Genomic DNA, 16,641 nt, shown 5'->3' on the forward strand with positions numbered 1-16,641 from the left:
TATTATTTGCGCATCCACTGCCCGTTAATCCCGCGCACATACTCACCAGGTTGTGCGCGTGCCACGAGCTTTTGCCCTGCAAGCTCCGCAACCTGATTTGCCGATATGTTGTTGCTGTCCGCGAGCTTCTGATAATTTTCCGAGCGCGCTTGATTGATGGTTTTCACCAACTCCAGCGTCTCTTTGTCCTGTTTGACTGGCGCAATAAAGCCGCTGAGAGTCTCCCCTACGCGCCCCTGCTGGCGGGCTTCGGACAAGGTTAACGCCATGACCTGGCTGCTCAACAGCACGCTCGCCATAACAACACCTTTAACGATATTTTTCATGAGGCTCACTCCGTGCCGAACAAATCGCTGCGGTTTTTCAGCAACGTTTCCACGTCTTTATCCACTTTAATATGAATCTCATGCTCAATTTTTACATTCATATTAATGGTGATAGGTTCTTTCGGCGCCGCAACTTCGATACGTGGCGTACATCCTGATAATGTGGCAATCCCTGTCGCCAGGAGTGTAGCGATGACGATTTTCATTGTGTTTCCTCACAAGCTTTATCGCGTGTCTGACAACGCACATCCGGTGGTGCGGAAGGTAGTGCGGTATGTTGCTCAAGCCAGGTTTGTAAATTATCTCCAAAACGCAGGCTGCGCCAAAGCGTAAAGAGGTTTTCCTGATGGCTGTAATTCAGCCGAACTGCGTTCCTTTTCCCGTCAACCTGGCTGGTGCCCTGCACATTCGCCTGTAACTTTAATACGCCAAGGTTATCTAAATTAATATGGGTCCAGGAATGAGAAATTTCCATATATCGTAACCAGTTAACAGCCACACCTGCGGCTATATTGTTTTCAACAATGGCATCCGCCATGTCTTTATCCAGTCGTAATGTCAGCGGCCCTGGGTTGGTCAGCCAGCCGTCTTTAATTATCCATTGCGGATGATTCAGCCACAGCGGCAGCGCGCCGTTCACCCGCCCGGACATCGTGAACTGTTTAGGGTTCACCGCGCTCACCAGTTCGCTTGATGAGATATTTTCTAAGCGTAGCAACGCGGCGTCACGTTGGGGCAAGCGCAGCTGTTGCACACGCAATTTCCCACCCAAAATATCCACGCTAACATTGCTGAGCGACAGCGGCTGCGTGTCACTCCACGGATACCAGCCTTCAAGGTCAGCGGTGATATTGGTCGAGGTGACCTGGTTTTTCACTTCGGCAATGCGCAGCGTCACCGGCCCGTCCGTCCCCAACTGCCAGGTACCGTGGCTAAAACGGAATGGCAGCACAAAATCGACACCGTTTATCTGGTTATCCGGCATCCAGACACTGCCGCTTTTCACCACGCCATGCCCACCGGCTTCAAAACCCTGGCCAGCCGCCGCAGAAAAAGCGACCTGTGAATAGAGCGTGCCGTCTTTTAAGGTCATCTCCCAGTCGGCAGGGATTAGCGGCTGGAACACACTCAGCACTTGTTGTGGCCACCAGGCGTTACCACGCAGACGCTCCCCGTCCCAGCGGCCATTCACCCGCACCGGCCCAATCTCACCGGCATGCAGGTCACCTTTATACTGGAACGACGACGGGTCTGCGCCGGTGACGCTGAAGGTTAACACCGACGGTGGCAAGGTGCTGCCGCCGCTGAAGGTCGTTTTACCGGCGTTTAAGGTGAACGCACCATCAAATGAAGGCGCGGTGACATCGCGTTGCCAGTGCAGCGGTTTGTCGAGTTTCAGGCGCGGCTCGGTAACCAGCATCGTGCCGTACTCGAGTTTGTCAAATCCGGTCGAAAGCGACGTAAGCTCGATAACACTGTCGCGCCATTCACCAAAGCCGCGCACATCCCACTTCGCCTGCATCGGAGTAAATTCGCCATTACCCCAGTATTTCCAGCGCCACAAACCCGCATCGGGTAAAAAGTTGTCCGCACGGCCATCCAGATGAAGCACGAAGTTGCCCATCTGATTTTCATGAGCGCGAACAATGGCCTGCAAGCGCCCGTCCACGCCTTGTTGCGTAACGCTCACCCCCGCAAGCGGCCAACGGATCTCATCTACATCCAGCGCATCAATCACCCGCCCACGGGAACGGAGCAATGCCCCAGGGCGGAACAGTAGCTTAGGATTGGCAATCGCCCCGCTAATTTCACCAGGCAGCACCGCGTAAAACACCATGCCATCCTGCTTGGCTTCACCGGTTAATTGCACCGGCAATGCGCTGTTAACCAGACTGAGTTTCCCAGGGCCGATATTCAGCACCGCATTGGCTTTACCAGCATGGCCCTCGGTGATGACATTCATCCGGCCACTAATGACTGCTTTTTCGAACCCTTGTTTCCAGTCATCCACGCGTAATGCAATCCCTCCGCGCAGAGGAACGCCGGCATACGGCCAGAACCACCGACCGCCATTCACTTCAAAAATCGTGTCACTGACAGTCCAGGGCAGCGTCACCAGCGGTTCAGCATCGCCCGGTTTTTCTACGGTTAAGGCCCCTTCTTCTGCCTGCCATCCCAGCTCGACATTCACCAACTCAGGTTCTTGTGGAATGCGAAGCTGGGTCGTGAGATGGCCCTCTTCTGGCAAGCCAGTCGTGAGCGGCGGCAAGGTTATCTGACCGGCCAGTTCAAGCGGCTCCATCCCGGCTATCGCCTGAATCTTTAACTTTTGTAACGCTAATAACTGCCCGTTCAGTTGCGCATCTACACTTAACGAAGTACCGGCATAATGAATAGATTGTTGTTGCGGCGAGAGACTCAGACGCAAGCCGCCGGAGAACTGTTGAAACGGCGTTATATTGACCCTATCTATAGTAATAAGGCTTTCCGGCAGCATGGATTGCCATTCTGCAAGCGTACGGGGTGCCGCCGGGCCTGACTCGTCGAGCGGCATTTTGCTCAGGCAATCGACGTTAAGATTGAGCGTATCCATATGGATGCGCCAGCGGTTCGGGTGGCTCAGGGTGGCGTCTTTAACTGTCGCGAGTACGCAGTCGCCGGCAAGATAGCGCAAGTCAGGAACAATTATCGCGCCGCGCTTAAGTTTCGGGCTGGCTTCCATGGCGATACGTGTCCCTTGCGGCAACCAGATCCCGGCAAGCGTGGGTAGCCAATTGGCGATAGTCATCGTGAGCGTCAGCACCAGCAAGATGACAATCAACAGCAACGCGATAATGGCTTTATATTTACCCTTCATGGGCGATTAAGATCCTGATTCAGCGACAATTTTGTACCCAGCTATACAACATATGCGATGTATCCTGCATTATTCAAGCCGGGCGTGAAGGTCAAGCCTGGTTTAAGCGTAGCTAAGCTTGACTAAGCAGCAGAATTTCATCGATAAAAATGTTTTTTAAGATTTGTATGATTATTTTAAGCGTGGTAATTTTACAGCAATATCATTCTGGAGATAAGTCTCATGAAACTGGCAGTTTATAGCACAAAACAGTACGATAAAAAGTATCTGGAGCAGGTTAACACTGAATATGGCTTTGATCTTGAATTTTATGACTTCCTGTTAACCGAAAAGACAGCCAAAACTGCTCATGGCTGCGATGGCGTTTGTATCTTCGTCAATGACGACGCGAGCCGTCCGGTACTGGAAGAACTTAAAAACCAGGGTGTGAAATTCATTGCACTGCGTTGTGCAGGTTTTAACAACGTCGATCTGGAAGCGGCTAAAGAGCTCGGTTTGCCTGTGGTTCGCGTTCCAGCGTACTCACCCGAAGCGGTCGCAGAACACGCCATTGGCATGATGATGTGTCTGAACCGTCGTATTCACCGCGCTTATCAACGTACCCGTGATGCGAACTTCTCTCTCGAAGGGCTGACCGGTTTCACCATGTTTGGCAAAACTGCCGGTGTGATTGGTACCGGTAAAATTGGCCTGGCTGCGCTGAAAATTTTGAAAGGTTTCGGTATGCGCCTGCTGGCGTTTGATCCGTACCCAAGTGCAGCGGCGATTGAACTGGGCGTGGAATATGTCGATTTGCCAACGCTGTTCGCACAGTCAGACGTTATCTCCCTGCACTGCCCGATGACACCCGAAAACTACCATTTGCTTAACCGTGCGGCGTTCGATCAAATGAAGAACGGCGTGATGGTTATCAATACCAGTCGTGGTGGTTTAATTGACTCTCAGGCAGCTATCGATGCCCTGAAAAATCAAAAAATTGGCGCGTTAGGGATGGATGTGTATGAGAACGAACGTGATCTGTTCTTTGAAGACAAATCTAACGACGTGATCCAGGATGACGTATTCCGTCGCCTGTCGGCCTGCCACAATGTGCTGTTTACTGGCCACCAGGCGTTCCTGACTGCGGAGGCGCTAACCAGCATTTCTGAGACGACGCTTGAAAACCTGCGTCAGTTAGAGAATGGCGAGGCGTGTGCTAATCAGGTGAACTGATTTCAGTATTGACGCCCTCACCCTGACCCTCTCCCCCAGGAGAGGGGATAAAACCGTTTTACTCCTTCTCCCTCAGGAGAGGGGGGAACCTGTTTTCCCCTTCTCCTTCAGGAGAGGGAGGAACCTGTTTTCCCCTTCTCCCTCAGGAGAGGGAGGAACCTGTTTTCCCCTTCTCCCTCAGGGAGAAGGCCGGGATGAGGGTGCTTTAAGAATATCCTTATAATAATCAGATGTAATTTTGATATAGTGCGACAAACTCATTGATGACATGAATAACTTAGGGAAAAGAGATGAAAAAATTAGCTTCACTGGCACTGGCGGCAATGGTTCTCGCCGGTTGCGCCCAATCTGGCGATAAATCCTCTGTCACCGCACAAGATCTGCAACATCACCGTTATGTTCTGCAAACCGTAGACGGCAAACCGCTGACCGGCATCGAACGTACGCCGGAACTCAGCTTCGGTGAGAACATGCATATTTCAGGTTCGATGTGTAACCGCTTTATGGGTCAGGCAACACTTGAGGACAGTACGCTGAAATCGAAAGGTCTGGGAATGACCATGATGATGTGCCCTGAGCCACAGCTGAACCAGCTTGATCGTATGATTAGCGACATGCTGACCAGTGGCGCGAAAGTCGCTCTGGCACCGCAACAACTGACGCTGAAAACCAGCCAGCATACTTTAGTTTATAAACTGGCCGATCTGGTCAACTGATTCGACTAATACGCCCCACACGTTCCGGCGGCAAGCGCGTTTTCACTACAGCGTTTGCCGTTAGGCATCGCGCACATCCCGGTTACCGAACCATCCAGCTGACGAGCGACACTCAGCGCCCCTCCCACCATGGCACAACTTGCCTGCCCCTGACTGGACATTGCCGCGCGCATACCCGGTGGTACGTGAGCCGCGGTGGCTTGTTGAGGTGGTTCATTACTACTGCATGCCGACAGCATTGATGTGGATAACAACAGTGCGGCACAACCCGCTAAAAACGCAGCGCGCATTAATCCTCTCCCCCTAAACGTTGCAAAACCTAAGAATCATAAGCGCTGGTACTGTGTTCCGTCGAGAACATAAGGCCATAAAATGTGTGTGATTTTGCAATGCAGATCACTTTACCGCGCAAAACTCAAACAATACCCCCACTAAAAATATCAATATTGGCTCAACGCAGGACACAAAAGCGAAAATCACGATCTGTGGGCTTTGCTAGAATTAAATCATTATTCTTCGGTTCCGCGCGGTTATGCGGGCCTTGTTATGTTCATTTTGTTGCGCAATGTAAGGGTGTCTTATGATCACTACCGACGGCAATGGTGCGGTCGCATCTGTGGCGTTTCGCGCCAGCGAAGTTATTGCCATCTACCCGATAACCCCCAGCTCTACCATGGCAGAACTTGCTGATGCCTGGTCAGGAGATGGCAGGAAAAACGTGTGGGGTGATACGCCACGCGTTGTAGAAATGCAGTCCGAAGCCGGGGCAATTGCCGCTGTTCACGGCGCGCTGCAAACGGGTGCCCTTTCCACTTCCTTTACTTCATCGCAGGGCTTACTGCTGATGATCCCGACACTCTACAAACTGGCCGGACAATTAACGCCGTTTGTCCTGCATGTGGCGGCACGTACCGTTGCGACCCACGCACTCTCTATTTTTGGTGATCACTCAGATGTGATGGCCATTCGCCAGACCGGTTGTGCGATGTTGTGCGCAAGCAGCGTTCAGGAAGCTCAAGACTTCGCGCTGATTTCGCACATTGCCACGCTGAAAAGCCGTGTGCCGTTTATTCATTTCTTCGATGGTTTCCGCACATCCCATGAAATCAACAAAATCGTGCCGATTGCTGACAGCACTTTGTTGCAACTGTTGCCGCAAAAAGAGATTGATGAACACCGCGCCCGCGCCTTGAATCCTGAACATCCTGTTATTCGTGGCACCTCCGCCAACCCTGACACCTACTTCCAGTCACGTGAAGCCAGCAACCTGTGGTACGACGCGGTCTATCAGCATGTCGAAGAAGCGATGGACAGCTTTGCTACCGCCACCGGTCGCCAGTATCGTCCATTTGAATATTACGGCCATCCGCAAGCTGAACGCGTGATTATCCTGATGGGTTCTGCCATCGGCACCTGTGAAGAAGTGGTCGACGAACTCCTGACTCGCGGCGAAAAAGTCGGCGTACTGAAAGTTCGCCTGTTCCGCCCATTCTCAGCCGATCATCTGCTGGAAGTGCTACCTGCCAGCGCACGCCAGATTGCCGTTCTCGACCGCACCAAAGAACCGGGCGCACTGGCAGAACCGTTATATCTCGATGTGATGACCTCCCTTGCGGAAGCCTTCAACCGTGGCGAGCGTGATTCGTTGCCGCGCGTCATCGGCGGGCGCTATGGTTTGTCATCCAAAGAATTTGGCCCTGACTGCGTGCTGGCGGTATTTAACGAACTGACTCAGGCAAAACCTCGTCCGCGCTTTACGGTCGGGATTTACGACGATGTGACCAATTTGTCGTTACCCTTGCCGGAAAATACCCTGCCGAATCGCGCCAAACTCGAAGCGCTGTTTTACGGCCTCGGCAGCGATGGCAGTGTTTCCGCCACCAAAAACAACATCAAAATTATCGGTAACTCGACGCCGTTCTTCACTCAGGGTTATTTCGTCTATGACTCGAAAAAAGCCGGTGGCCTGACCGTTTCGCATTTGCGCGTCAGCGAGCAGCCGATTAATTCCACTTATCTTATCGACCGGGCTGATTTTGTCGGCTGCCACCAGTTGCAGTTTATCGACAAATATCAGATGGCTGAGCGCCTGAAACCCGGCGGTATCTTCCTGCTCAACACCCCGTATGGCGCCGATGAAGTGTGGCATCGCCTGCCGCAAGAAGTTCAGGCGGTGTTGAACCAGAAAAAAGCCCGCTTCTATGTGGTGAATGCCGCAAAAATTGCTCGCGAATGCCAGCTCGGTGCGCGTATCAACACCGTGATGCAGATGGCGTTCTTCCATCTCACCCAGATTTTGCCGGGCGACACTGCGCTGGCCGCGCTTCAGGGCGTGATTGCAAAAAGCTACAGCAGCAAAGGTCAGGAGCTGGTTGAGCGTAACTGGCAGGCGCTGGCGTTAGCGCGTGAATCGCTGGCCGAAGTGGCCTTGCAAGAGGTGAATGAAAGCAGCCCGATGCGCCCTCCGGTGGTTTCCGATGCGGCACCGGATTTCGTTAAAACCGTCACCGCCGCGATGCTGGCCGGTCTTGGCGATGCGCTGCCCGTTTCCGCGCTACCGCCCGATGGTACCTGGCCGATGGGCACCACGCAGTGGGAAAAACGCAATATCGCCGAAGAAATTCCTATCTGGAAACCGGACATTTGTACCCAGTGTAACCACTGTGTGGCGGCCTGCCCGCACTCGGCGATCCGTGCCAAAGTGGTGCAGCCCGACGCGATGGAAAATGCCCCTGCCGCTTTGCAATCACTGGATGTGAAATCCCGCGATATGCGTGGGCAAAAATACGTGTTGCAGGTTGCGCCAGAGGATTGCACCGGCTGTAACTTGTGCGTCGAAGTTTGCCCGGCAAAAGACCGCCAGAACCCGGAAATCAAGGCCATCAATATGATGTCGCGCCTTGAGCATGTTGAAGAAGAAAAAGAGAATTACGACTTCTTCCTCAAACTGCCGGAAATGGATCGCACCAGCCTGGAACGTATCGACATTCGTACTTCCCAGTTACTGACGCCGTTGTTTGAGTATTCCGGTGCCTGTTCCGGTTGTGGCGAAACGCCGTACATCAAACTGCTGACCCAGCTGTATGGCGACCGCATGCTGATTGCCAACGCCACTGGCTGTTCATCGATTTATGGCGGTAACCTGCCATCGACGCCGTACACCACCGATGCCTTTGGTCGCGGCCCAGCATGGGCGAACTCACTGTTTGAAGATAACGCCGAATTTGGTTTAGGTTTCCGGTTAACCGTCGATCAGCATCGCGCCCGCGTGATGCGTCTGGTGGAGAAATTCGCCGACCGTCTGCCAGCTGAACTCAACGAGCAGTTGCATGCCGAAGCCACGCCGGAAGTGCGCCGCGAGCAAGTTATTGCATTGCGACAGCATCTGGCGAGTATCGACGATCCGGATGCACGTCAGTTGATAACCGACGCCGACGCAATGGTAGATAAATCTATCTGGTTGATTGGTGGCGATGGCTGGGCGTATGACATCGGCTTTGGCGGTCTTGATCATGTGCTGAGTCTGACTGAAAACGTCAATATTCTGGTGCTGGATACTCAGTGTTATTCGAACACTGGCGGTCAGGCATCGAAAGCGACTCCGCTGGGTGCGGTGACGAAATTTGGCGAACACGGCAAGCGCAAAGCACGTAAAGATCTCGGCGTCAGCATGATGATGTACGGGCATGTTTATGTGGCGCAGATTTCACTCGGTGCGCAGCTTAACCAGACCGTGAAAGCGATTCAGGAAGCCGAGGCTTATCCTGGCCCGTCGCTCATCATCGCCTATAGCCCTTGTGAGGAACACGGTTACGATCTGGCACTGAGTCATGACCAGATGCGCCAACTGACGGCGACCGGTTTCTGGCCGTTGTATCGCTACGACCCACGCCGTGCCGATGAAGGCAAGCTGCCGCTGGCACTGGATTCGCGACCACCGTCTGATGCGCTGGCGGATACGTTGATGAAAGAGCAGCGCTTCCGTCGCCTGAATGCGCAGCAACCTGAAGTCGCAGAACAGCTATGGAAAGATGCCGCCGCAGATTTGCAAAAACGTTACGACTTCCTGGCGCAGATGGCCGGGAAAGCGGAAAAGGCGGATAGCGAGTAATGGGGTAAATGGTGGATGACGAGTAATGATGTAAATGGTGGATGACGAGTAATGGTGTAAATGGTGGATGACGCCTGCGGCTTATCCACCCTACGGTTCCGGTTCCGGTTTTAATTCCGGTTTCGGTTTCGGTTTCGATTCCGGTTTTGGTTTTGGTTTTGGTTTTGGCTTTGATTCCGGTTTCGGCTTCGATTCCGGTTTCGGTTTTGGTTTTGGTTTTGGTTTTGGTTTTGGTTTTGGTTTTGTAGGGTGGATAAGCGCAAGCGTCATCCACCTTTTTTATCTCTTATTTAAAACTGATGCGCACGATATCGTCCGGGCTCGCTGGCTCCTTCTCACGGCTGCCCGGCTGCTTCACACTGACAAACAACTGCTGCCCGTCTGGCGAAAGCGCGAGGCTGTTTGGCAATGCAGGCGTGTCGATAGTCTCCAGCACTTTGTAGCTTTTCGCATCAATCACGCTGACTTTCCCGGCTTTGCGATGCGTCACGTAAATTTCGTTGCGCGTCGGGTTAAACAGCACATCCAGCCCCAGCGGTACTTCCACTTTGTTCAACACTTTGCTGGTTTTGGTATCCACTACCAGCAACTGCGGAGATTTTGAATCGCTGACAAACGCGCGGTGGTTTGCGGTATCCAGTGCAATATTCAGATAAAAATGCTCCCCTTCGGTTTCCAGCTTTGTCCGCGAGACAACTTTGTCCGTTTTGCTGTCGATAACAATAAATTCGTTGTCGGCATTGGTCATGTAAATGCGTGATGCTTTCGCATCAATTGCCAGCCCCGTCGCCATTTTGCCGAGATCTTTAATGGTGTCGCGCAGCGTTAACTTATCGCCGTCAATCACCCACAATACACTCGACTCACCCAAGCCGCCCATATACAGCGTATTGGTGGCTTCGTTAACCACTAACTGGCGCGGCGCTAACGGGCGCACGGTCTCGGTACGTTTGGTTTCATCCACCACCAGCGACTTAATCACATCACCGGTTTTGCTGTTAATAGCCGTCACCGCGCTGCTGGTGGTGTTGCCGAGGAACAACGTGCCCGTGGTTTTGTTGAACGCCACACCGAACGGCTTCAGGTTGTTGTGAATCGCCTGAGTCACTTCGAGGGTTGCCGGATCAAGACGATAAACGACCCCGCCTTTATCCAGTTTGCGGCTTTGGGATGTCGCAACATACAGCGCAGATTGATCCGCGCTATACGCCATTTCATACGCACCTTTGCCGACCGGTTTTCTCTCGACCGTAAAAGAGGTATCAGCAAACAGAGAACTGGAAAACAGCAGGCTTGTGAGCATCAGGGCAGGCAACGCACGGAGACGGGTTTGTGGTAGAGCAGACATAAATATCCTTATCAACAGCAAGTGAATATCTTTAGCTAACAGAGCGTTAGTTAAAGTGTTGTTGATATTAATTATCATTTTCGCGCTTAAAAGTAAATGATTCTCATTTGAATTGTGAATTTGCTCTTGATATCCAGCGGGGAATGGAAAGGTTTGGGGCTTACCCGATTATCAGGTAAGCCCGAAGGACTACACCTGCAAATACACCACCTGGGTCTGCAAATATTCATTCAGCCCGTGACGGCCATCGGCACCGCCAATCCCTGACTTACGCCAGCCTGCGTGGAACCCCTGCATCGCTTCAAAGTTCTCACGGTTGACGTAGGTTTCGCCGAATTTCAGCCCTTTAATCGCTTTCATCGCGACATTTAAATCACGCGTATAAATTGAGGAGGTCAGGCCGTAATCGCTGTCGTTTGCCATCTCAAGCGCTTGTTCCAGCGTATCAAACGTCGTCACTGGCAGCACCGGGCCGAAGGTTTCATCGTGCATGATGGTCATGTCCTGGCGCACATCTACCAACAGCGTTGGTGGATAGAAGTACCCTTTCCCTTCTGGGGCTTTGCCACCCAGAACCACACGCGCCCCTTCGCTCACGGCACGTGCCACTTTCTGCTCGACACGTTCCAGTGCGGCGGCGTTGATCAATGGTCCCATCGACACATCGTTGCGCTCGCCGGTATCGCCAAAACTAACCTGCTTAAAGGCTTCGCTCAGACGGGTAATAAACTGGTCGTAAATTCCCTTCTGCACATACACGCGCTCAGCGCAGTTGCACACTTGCCCGGTGTTGATCATGCGGGAATCAACAATCGCTTTCACTGCGATATCCAGGTCTGCATCATCCATCACAATGGCTGGGGCTTTGCCGCCCAATTCAAGGCACACTTTGGTGATGTTTTTAGCCGCCGCGGCCATGATTTTCTCACCGGCCCCCACGCTGCCGGTCATGCTGACCATCGCCACTTTTGGGTTACCTGCCAGTTCTTGCCCTACCGTTTCACCGCGTCCCAAAACCAGGTTAAACACCCCTTTCGGCAGCCCGATATCGTGGACGATCTCAGCAAAAGCGATGGCATTATTTGGCGTGAATTCGCTCGGTTTAATAACGATGGTATTGCCGGTAATCAGCGCGGGCGCGAGTTTGCGGGCAATCAGGAAGAACGGGAAGTTCCATGGCAAAATCCCGGTGGTGACACCTAACGCGCGTTTGAACACCAGAATATTTTCACCCGGACGGTCACTTTGCAGGATTTCACCTTCGTAACGGCGCGCCCACTCGGACATGTAATCGAGGTAATCGGCGGTGAAAGCGACTTCCACTTCTGCCAGCTGTTGGGTTTTCCCGCCCTCAGCCACAATCAGTGCGCTGATCGCTTTTGCACGCTCGCGAATACCGGCGGAGATTTTGCGCAGCCAGCCTGCACGCTCAATGGCAGGTAACGCTTCCCACCCCGCCTGCGCTTTTGCTGCCGCGTCGATGGCGTCGCGAGCCTGTTGTGCTGCGCCGTCAGGAATGCGCGAAATCAGCGCTTCAGTGGCAGGATTGATGACATCAATCCACTGTTCGCCCTGCCATTGAACAAATTGACCATCAATATACATCGGGTGTTGTACAGGTGCTGTCATGACCGCTCCTTTATTTTCGCTGTTTTTGTTTCACATATGTAAATTTCATGTGAACACTTTAGTGTGCGTAAAACAGTCATTCGGGCAAAATGGTCATGATCTGTGATGGCTCTCAATAAAAACTGCCTAAAAGAACCAAATTCGCTACATTTCAGAAACATGAAAATGACCGTTTTCTCCTTGCTGGCGGGAAAACGGTCATCAGAGGAGGATTAGAGGAGCTGGTGTGCAGTCGGATAGTCGGTGATCAGCACATCGATATAGCCGCCCCGCAACGCACCGCGAATGGCATTAGCTTTATCACTGCCACCCGCCAGCGCCACCACGTGCGGGCAATCACGTACCTGGCTTAATTCCATGCCGATAACCGGATCTTCGGCTTTGCTCAACACCGGCTCGCCCTGGGCATTAAAATAATGCAGGCAGATATCGCCGACCGCCCCGCGCTCTGCGAGGGTTTTCAGCATCGCCTCACCGTAATAGTTACCGGAATTTTTCAGTAACTGAGAAGGTTCAAGTTCGCCAATCCCGAGGATCGCCACGTCCACTTCGGCAAATTTCTTCACCACTTCCGCCACATCTTCACTGGCCACCAGCTTTGCGCGTTCTTCAACGGAATGTTCGATACTTTGCGATGGCAACAGCCAGGCCGGGCAATCCAGTTGCGCCGCCAGGTTTTGCGTGAGAATCGTTGCCTGCACGTTGCCGTTCGGCCCCACGCCGCCCAGCAGTTGAATCACGCCGCGTGCTTTTATGCTTTGCGGATGCAGTTCATCGACCATTGCGCGAATGGTAGAACTCCAGGAAGAGATACCGACCAAATCGTTTGGCCGTAAACGCGTTTCGACATAGTGTGCCGCCGCACTGCCAATCGCATGTTTGATTTGTGCCGCAGGCGCCGCCTCATCAACATCCACGACTATCGCCTGGCGAATACCATATTTTTTCTCGAGAGCCTGCTCGAGGGAGAGGAAAATATTGGCTGGCTGAATGACGCTGATTTTCACCACGCCATCTTTCTGGCAACGCGTGATGGCGCGTGAGACAAATGACTGCGACAGGTGTAATAACCCGGCGATTTCTGACTGCTTCATCCCTTCTACGTAGTAGAGTGTCGCAATCTTGACCAACAAACGTTGTTCATCCTGCTTTGACATGAGCGCCTCCTGATTCTCTCCCTGTATTTTTATTCATGCCTGCATAAATAACAAGAAAGCTTTCTTTTCGCCCGCTCACGGTACGATTTGTGATCGCTTTCGCCTTTTTGTCATTTTGCTCAAATCCGCATGGACAGATTTCATACACCGGCATATCGTTACATTGAATAATAAATCATGTTTGAATATATATTCAATGTGGAGATAAAAATGAAATTGACCCTGGTTAAGACCTCACTTGTTGTCGCTATGCTGGCTTCATCTGCCCAACTCTACGCAGCGGATAATGGATTGATTGCCATTATTACCCCGTCTCATGACAACCCATTCTTCAAAGCGGAAGCCGATGGAGCGCTGGCGAAAGCCAAAGAGCTGGGTTACACCACGCTGGTGGCGTCACACGATGATGACGTAAACAAACAAAACCAGTTGATTGAAACCGCCATTGCCCGCAAAGCCAAAGCCATCATTCTGGATAATGCCGGTGCGGATGCCACAGTCGGTCCATTAGAAAAAGCCAAAGCCGCGGGCGTCCCCACCTTCCTAATCGACCGCGAAATTAATAAAACTGGGGTAGCGGTCGCGCAGATTGTTTCCAACAACTATCAAGGGGCGCAGCTCGGAGCCGAGAAATTTGCCAAATTGCTTAACGGCAAAGGCACCTACGTTGAATTGCTGGGTCGCCAGTCGGATACCAACGCCCACGTGCGTTCGCAGGGTTATCACGACGTCCTCGACGACTATCCCGACATGAAAATGGTGGCGCAACAAACCGCCAACTGGAGCCAGACCGAAGCCTTCACCCGCATGGAATCCATCTTACAAACCCAGCCTGACATTGTGGGCGTGATTTCCGGTAACGACACCATGGCGCTCGGTGCGGAAGCCGCATTAAAAGCCGCCGGGAAAACTAATGTCATCGTGGTGGGTTTTGACGGCAGCGATTACGTGCGCGACTCCATCATTGCCAAAAGCAACATCAAAGCCACCGTGCTGCAACCCGGCTGGGAACAGGCACAAATGGCGGTGGTTCAGGCCGATTATTTCCTGAAAAACGGCAAACCGCAGATGCAGGAAAAACAGCTGATGGACTGCGTATTAATTGACGACAGCAATGCATCTCAGCTGAAAACCTTCAAGCTGGCTAAGTAGTTCAGGAGGCTGTATGTCGCTCAAACAATGGGGTATTGGCTTGTTATGCAGCAGTACCCTGTTGCTCACTGCCTGTCGGGTGGTGGATCTGGATGAAAACGGAAAACCGATTATTCCTCCCGATCCGAATGCGAAAGCGAGTTTCGCCAACCAGACACCCGCGCAGATAGCGCAACAAACCTGGAACAGTAAAGTGCTGACGCCCGCCCAAACCCAGGCGCTGGATAGCAGCGCACTGAAAACCCGCGCCGCCACAGCGTCCAATGAAAGCGTGTTCGTTAAGGTACAGGGAAAAGTCGATAGCGTTGCGCTGGACAACGAACGCGAGCGGACCCTGACCGTCACCGTCAATAACCAGCCGGTTCAGGTGCAAGTGGGGCCAATGATTCGCGGCAACGCCATTCGCGATGCCACTGGCTACAAGTTCGAAGATTTCACCAACCAGGTGCAGTTTGCGCAGCTGTCGAAAGCCTATAACCGCGAAGCCGCAAAACACCTGCCGAAGGTTGATGAAAGCTGGCAACAGCAGCCGGTCACGGTGGTGATGGCTGTGACGCTACATAACGGGACGCTGAGTGATGCAGCCGCAATTTCACTGGAACGGGGGCAACCATAATGTCGCAAGATCCGATTGTTCTGCGTACCCGTGGTATTTCGATGCTGTTCCCCGGCACCGTGGCCCTCGACAACATTGATTACAACGTGTGGCGCGGCAAAGTGAACGTCATTATTGGCGAAAACGGCGCCGGGAAATCGACGCTGATGAAGATTCTGGCGGGCGTGCAGCAACCGAGCGTCGGTGAAATCGAACTCAATGGCGAAGTCGTGCAATTTACCAGCACCCGTCAGGCGGCCGCTCACGGCATTGGCATGGTGCATCAGGAGCTGAATCTGTTTGAAAACCTGACGGTTGCCGAGAACATATTTTTAGGTCGCGAACTGCAACATGGCCTGTCGCCCATTGATGAAGCGACTCAACAAGCACGCAGTGCGGAATTGCTGAAACGTCTCGATCAGCCGATTTCCCCGAAAGAGCTGGTGGCAAACCTCAAGGTCGGTCAGCAACAACTGGTGGAAATTGCCAAAGCGCTGGCCGAAAACGCCGACATTTTAATACTCGATGAACCGACCTCGGCATTAAGTAAAACCGAAGTCGACATCCTGTTTCGCGTCATCCGCGAACTCACCCGCCAGGGTGTGACCATCATCTATATCTCCCACCGCCTGGAAGAGTTAATGGCGATTGGCGATGTGATTACCATTTTGCGTGATGGCAAATTCCAGGCCGAGGCGCAGGTGTGCGACATCGACGTGCCATGGATTGTGCGCGAAATGCTCGGCAGCGAACCCGTCTCCAGCTTCCTGAAACCCGGCCGCCAGTTTGGCGCGGCTATTCTTGAAGCCGGGCATATCACCTGCGTCAATTCGGCGGGGAATACCGTGGTCGATGACGTCAGTTTCCAGGTACGTGCCGGAGAGATCGTCGGGATTTACGGGCTGATGGGGGCCGGACGCACCGAGTTATTCGAATGCCTGCTGGGAACGCAGCGTAACTATCTGGGCAAATTATGGCTCGACAGCAAGCCGGTGCCGTCGCGCCTCGCCACCGCTGAGCGCATCCGCATGGGAATGAGTCTGGTGCCCGAAGACCGTAAACGCACCGGGATTTTCCCGATTTCCTCTGTCGCCAGCAATCTGACTATCGCCAGTTTATGGCGGCGTTTGCAACGTGGTTTTGCCATTTCGCAGACCGATGAAACGGCAGTGGTTGCCAGCACCATCGGCAATCTGTCCATCAAGGTCTCCTCTCCCAATGTCGAAATTCAGGCGCTGAGCGGCGGCAACCAGCAAAAAGTGGTGATTGGTCGTTCACTGCTGACCAACCCCAAACTCCTGTTACTGGATGAACCGACGCGCGGTATCGATGTTGGCGCGAAAGCGGATGTGTTTCGCATGATGGTTCAGCTCTCGGAGCAAGGGATTGCGGTGGTGTTTTCCACCTCGGATCTGAAAGAGATTATGGCGGTTTCCGACCGCATTCTGGTGATGTCCGGCGGCAAAGTCACCGCTGATATTCCCCGCGAACATGCCGAAGAGTCGGCATTGGTTTCCGCTAGTGCACAAGGGTTCTGA

At 52.9% G+C, this 16,641-nt stretch carries 13 protein-coding genes; 6 read left to right on the plus strand and 7 right to left on the minus strand.

From position 1 onward, the window contains the following. Positions 1-2: 2 nt before the first annotated feature. The 3 genes from WBL83_RS00640 to WBL83_RS00650 are packed head-to-tail and all read right to left on the minus strand — an operon-like array spanning position 3 to position 3,183. Positions 3-326 carry a YdbL family protein gene (locus WBL83_RS00640; protein WP_424587320.1) on the minus strand — a complete coding sequence of 108 codons (324 nt, stop codon included), beginning with the start codon at positions 324-326 and terminating at the stop codon, positions 3-5. A gap of 5 nt (positions 327-331) precedes the next feature. Further along, complete coding sequence (locus tag WBL83_RS00645) at positions 332-532, minus strand: YnbE family lipoprotein (RefSeq protein ID WP_424587321.1); 201 nt, start codon at positions 530-532, stop codon at positions 332-334. Then, positions 529-3,183 (minus strand): YdbH family protein, encoded by a 2,655-nt coding sequence (locus tag WBL83_RS00650; RefSeq protein ID WP_424587322.1) that lies wholly within the window; start codon positions 3,181-3,183, stop codon positions 529-531. Before WBL83_RS00650 ends, WBL83_RS00645 begins: the two co-directional genes overlap by 4 nt. A gap of 222 nt (positions 3,184-3,405) precedes the next feature. On the opposite strand from WBL83_RS00650, the gene WBL83_RS00655 reads away from it, so the two are divergent. Next, positions 3,406-4,395, plus strand: a complete 990-nt coding sequence (locus WBL83_RS00655) for a 2-hydroxyacid dehydrogenase (protein ID WP_424587323.1) — start codon at positions 3,406-3,408, stop codon at positions 4,393-4,395. A gap of 290 nt (positions 4,396-4,685) precedes the next feature. Continuing rightward, complete coding sequence (gene hslJ / locus WBL83_RS00660; protein ID WP_424587324.1) at positions 4,686-5,111, plus strand: heat shock protein HslJ; 426 nt, start codon at positions 4,686-4,688, stop codon at positions 5,109-5,111. Positions 5,112-5,116: 5 nt separating this feature from the next. On the opposite strand, the gene WBL83_RS00665 is transcribed toward hslJ, so the two are convergent. Further along, the gene (locus WBL83_RS00665) at positions 5,117-5,401 is read right to left on the minus strand and encodes a DUF333 domain-containing protein (RefSeq protein WP_424587325.1); all 285 of its coding nucleotides are present in this window, start codon (positions 5,399-5,401) and stop codon (positions 5,117-5,119) included. A gap of 290 nt (positions 5,402-5,691) precedes the next feature. Here WBL83_RS00665 and nifJ point away from each other — a divergent pair, with 290 nt between their 5' ends. Further along, positions 5,692-9,222: a pyruvate:ferredoxin (flavodoxin) oxidoreductase gene (gene nifJ, locus WBL83_RS00670; protein ID WP_424587326.1), complete on the plus strand. Its 3,531-nt coding sequence runs from the start codon at positions 5,692-5,694 to the stop codon at positions 9,220-9,222. 286 nt (positions 9,223-9,508) lie between these two features. Here the strand turns inward: nifJ and WBL83_RS00675 are convergent, their stop codons facing one another. From WBL83_RS00675 to WBL83_RS00685, 3 genes are all read right to left on the minus strand, one after another. Then, the gene (locus WBL83_RS00675; protein WP_424587327.1) at positions 9,509-10,570 is read right to left on the minus strand and encodes a YncE family protein; all 1,062 of its coding nucleotides are present in this window, start codon (positions 10,568-10,570) and stop codon (positions 9,509-9,511) included. A 189-nt stretch (positions 10,571-10,759) separates the two neighbouring features. Beyond that, positions 10,760-12,199: an aldehyde dehydrogenase gene (aldA, locus tag WBL83_RS00680; protein WP_424587328.1), complete on the minus strand. Its 1,440-nt coding sequence runs from the start codon at positions 12,197-12,199 to the stop codon at positions 10,760-10,762. Between the two features lie 212 nt (positions 12,200-12,411). Then, positions 12,412-13,356, minus strand: a complete 945-nt coding sequence (locus WBL83_RS00685; protein ID WP_424587329.1) for a sugar-binding transcriptional regulator — start codon at positions 13,354-13,356, stop codon at positions 12,412-12,414. Positions 13,357-13,566: 210 nt separating this feature from the next. Here WBL83_RS00685 and WBL83_RS00690 point away from each other — a divergent pair, with 210 nt between their 5' ends. Genes WBL83_RS00690 through WBL83_RS00700 form a run of 3 tightly spaced genes read left to right on the plus strand, consistent with a single transcriptional unit; the run spans position 13,567 to position 16,641 of the window. Next, positions 13,567-14,508 (plus strand): D-ribose ABC transporter substrate-binding protein, encoded by a 942-nt coding sequence (locus WBL83_RS00690; RefSeq protein WP_424587330.1) that lies wholly within the window; start codon positions 13,567-13,569, stop codon positions 14,506-14,508. Positions 14,509-14,521: 13 nt separating this feature from the next. Further along, entirely contained in the window at positions 14,522-15,124 is a 603-nt protein-coding gene (locus tag WBL83_RS00695; RefSeq protein WP_424587331.1) for a DUF2291 family protein, read from the plus strand. Next, positions 15,124-16,641 carry a sugar ABC transporter ATP-binding protein gene (locus tag WBL83_RS00700; RefSeq protein WP_424587332.1) on the plus strand — a complete coding sequence of 506 codons (1,518 nt, stop codon included), beginning with the start codon at positions 15,124-15,126 and terminating at the stop codon, positions 16,639-16,641. The genes WBL83_RS00695 and WBL83_RS00700 overlap by 1 nt, the downstream gene beginning before the upstream one ends.

The sequence above is a fragment of the Buttiauxella sp. genome (genome assembly GCF_049686335.1).
GTDB lineage: Bacteria > Pseudomonadota > Gammaproteobacteria > Enterobacterales > Enterobacteriaceae > Buttiauxella.

Excerpts from the sequence above, each read along its gene's own strand:
- WBL83_RS00640 (WP_424587320.1), bottom strand. The coding sequence starts at position 326 with ATGAAAAATATCGTTAAAGGTGTTGTTATGGCGAGCGTGCTGTTGAGC.
- WBL83_RS00645 (WP_424587321.1), bottom strand. The coding sequence starts at position 532 with ATGAAAATCGTCATCGCTACACTCCTGGCGACAGGGATTGCCACATTA.
- WBL83_RS00650 (WP_424587322.1), bottom strand. The coding sequence starts at position 3,183 with ATGAAGGGTAAATATAAAGCCATTATCGCGTTGCTGTTGATTGTCATC.
- WBL83_RS00655 (WP_424587323.1), top strand. The coding sequence starts at position 3,406 with ATGAAACTGGCAGTTTATAGCACAAAACAGTACGATAAAAAGTATCTG.
- hslJ (WP_424587324.1), top strand. The coding sequence starts at position 4,686 with ATGAAAAAATTAGCTTCACTGGCACTGGCGGCAATGGTTCTCGCCGGT.
- WBL83_RS00665 (WP_424587325.1), bottom strand. The coding sequence starts at position 5,401 with ATGCGCGCTGCGTTTTTAGCGGGTTGTGCCGCACTGTTGTTATCCACA.
- nifJ (WP_424587326.1), top strand. The coding sequence starts at position 5,692 with ATGATCACTACCGACGGCAATGGTGCGGTCGCATCTGTGGCGTTTCGC.
- WBL83_RS00675 (WP_424587327.1), bottom strand. The coding sequence starts at position 10,570 with ATGTCTGCTCTACCACAAACCCGTCTCCGTGCGTTGCCTGCCCTGATG.
- aldA (WP_424587328.1), bottom strand. The coding sequence starts at position 12,199 with ATGACAGCACCTGTACAACACCCGATGTATATTGATGGTCAATTTGTT.
- WBL83_RS00685 (WP_424587329.1), bottom strand. The coding sequence starts at position 13,356 with ATGTCAAAGCAGGATGAACAACGTTTGTTGGTCAAGATTGCGACACTC.
- WBL83_RS00690 (WP_424587330.1), top strand. The coding sequence starts at position 13,567 with ATGAAATTGACCCTGGTTAAGACCTCACTTGTTGTCGCTATGCTGGCT.
- WBL83_RS00695 (WP_424587331.1), top strand. The coding sequence starts at position 14,522 with ATGTCGCTCAAACAATGGGGTATTGGCTTGTTATGCAGCAGTACCCTG.
- WBL83_RS00700 (WP_424587332.1), top strand. The coding sequence starts at position 15,124 with ATGTCGCAAGATCCGATTGTTCTGCGTACCCGTGGTATTTCGATGCTG.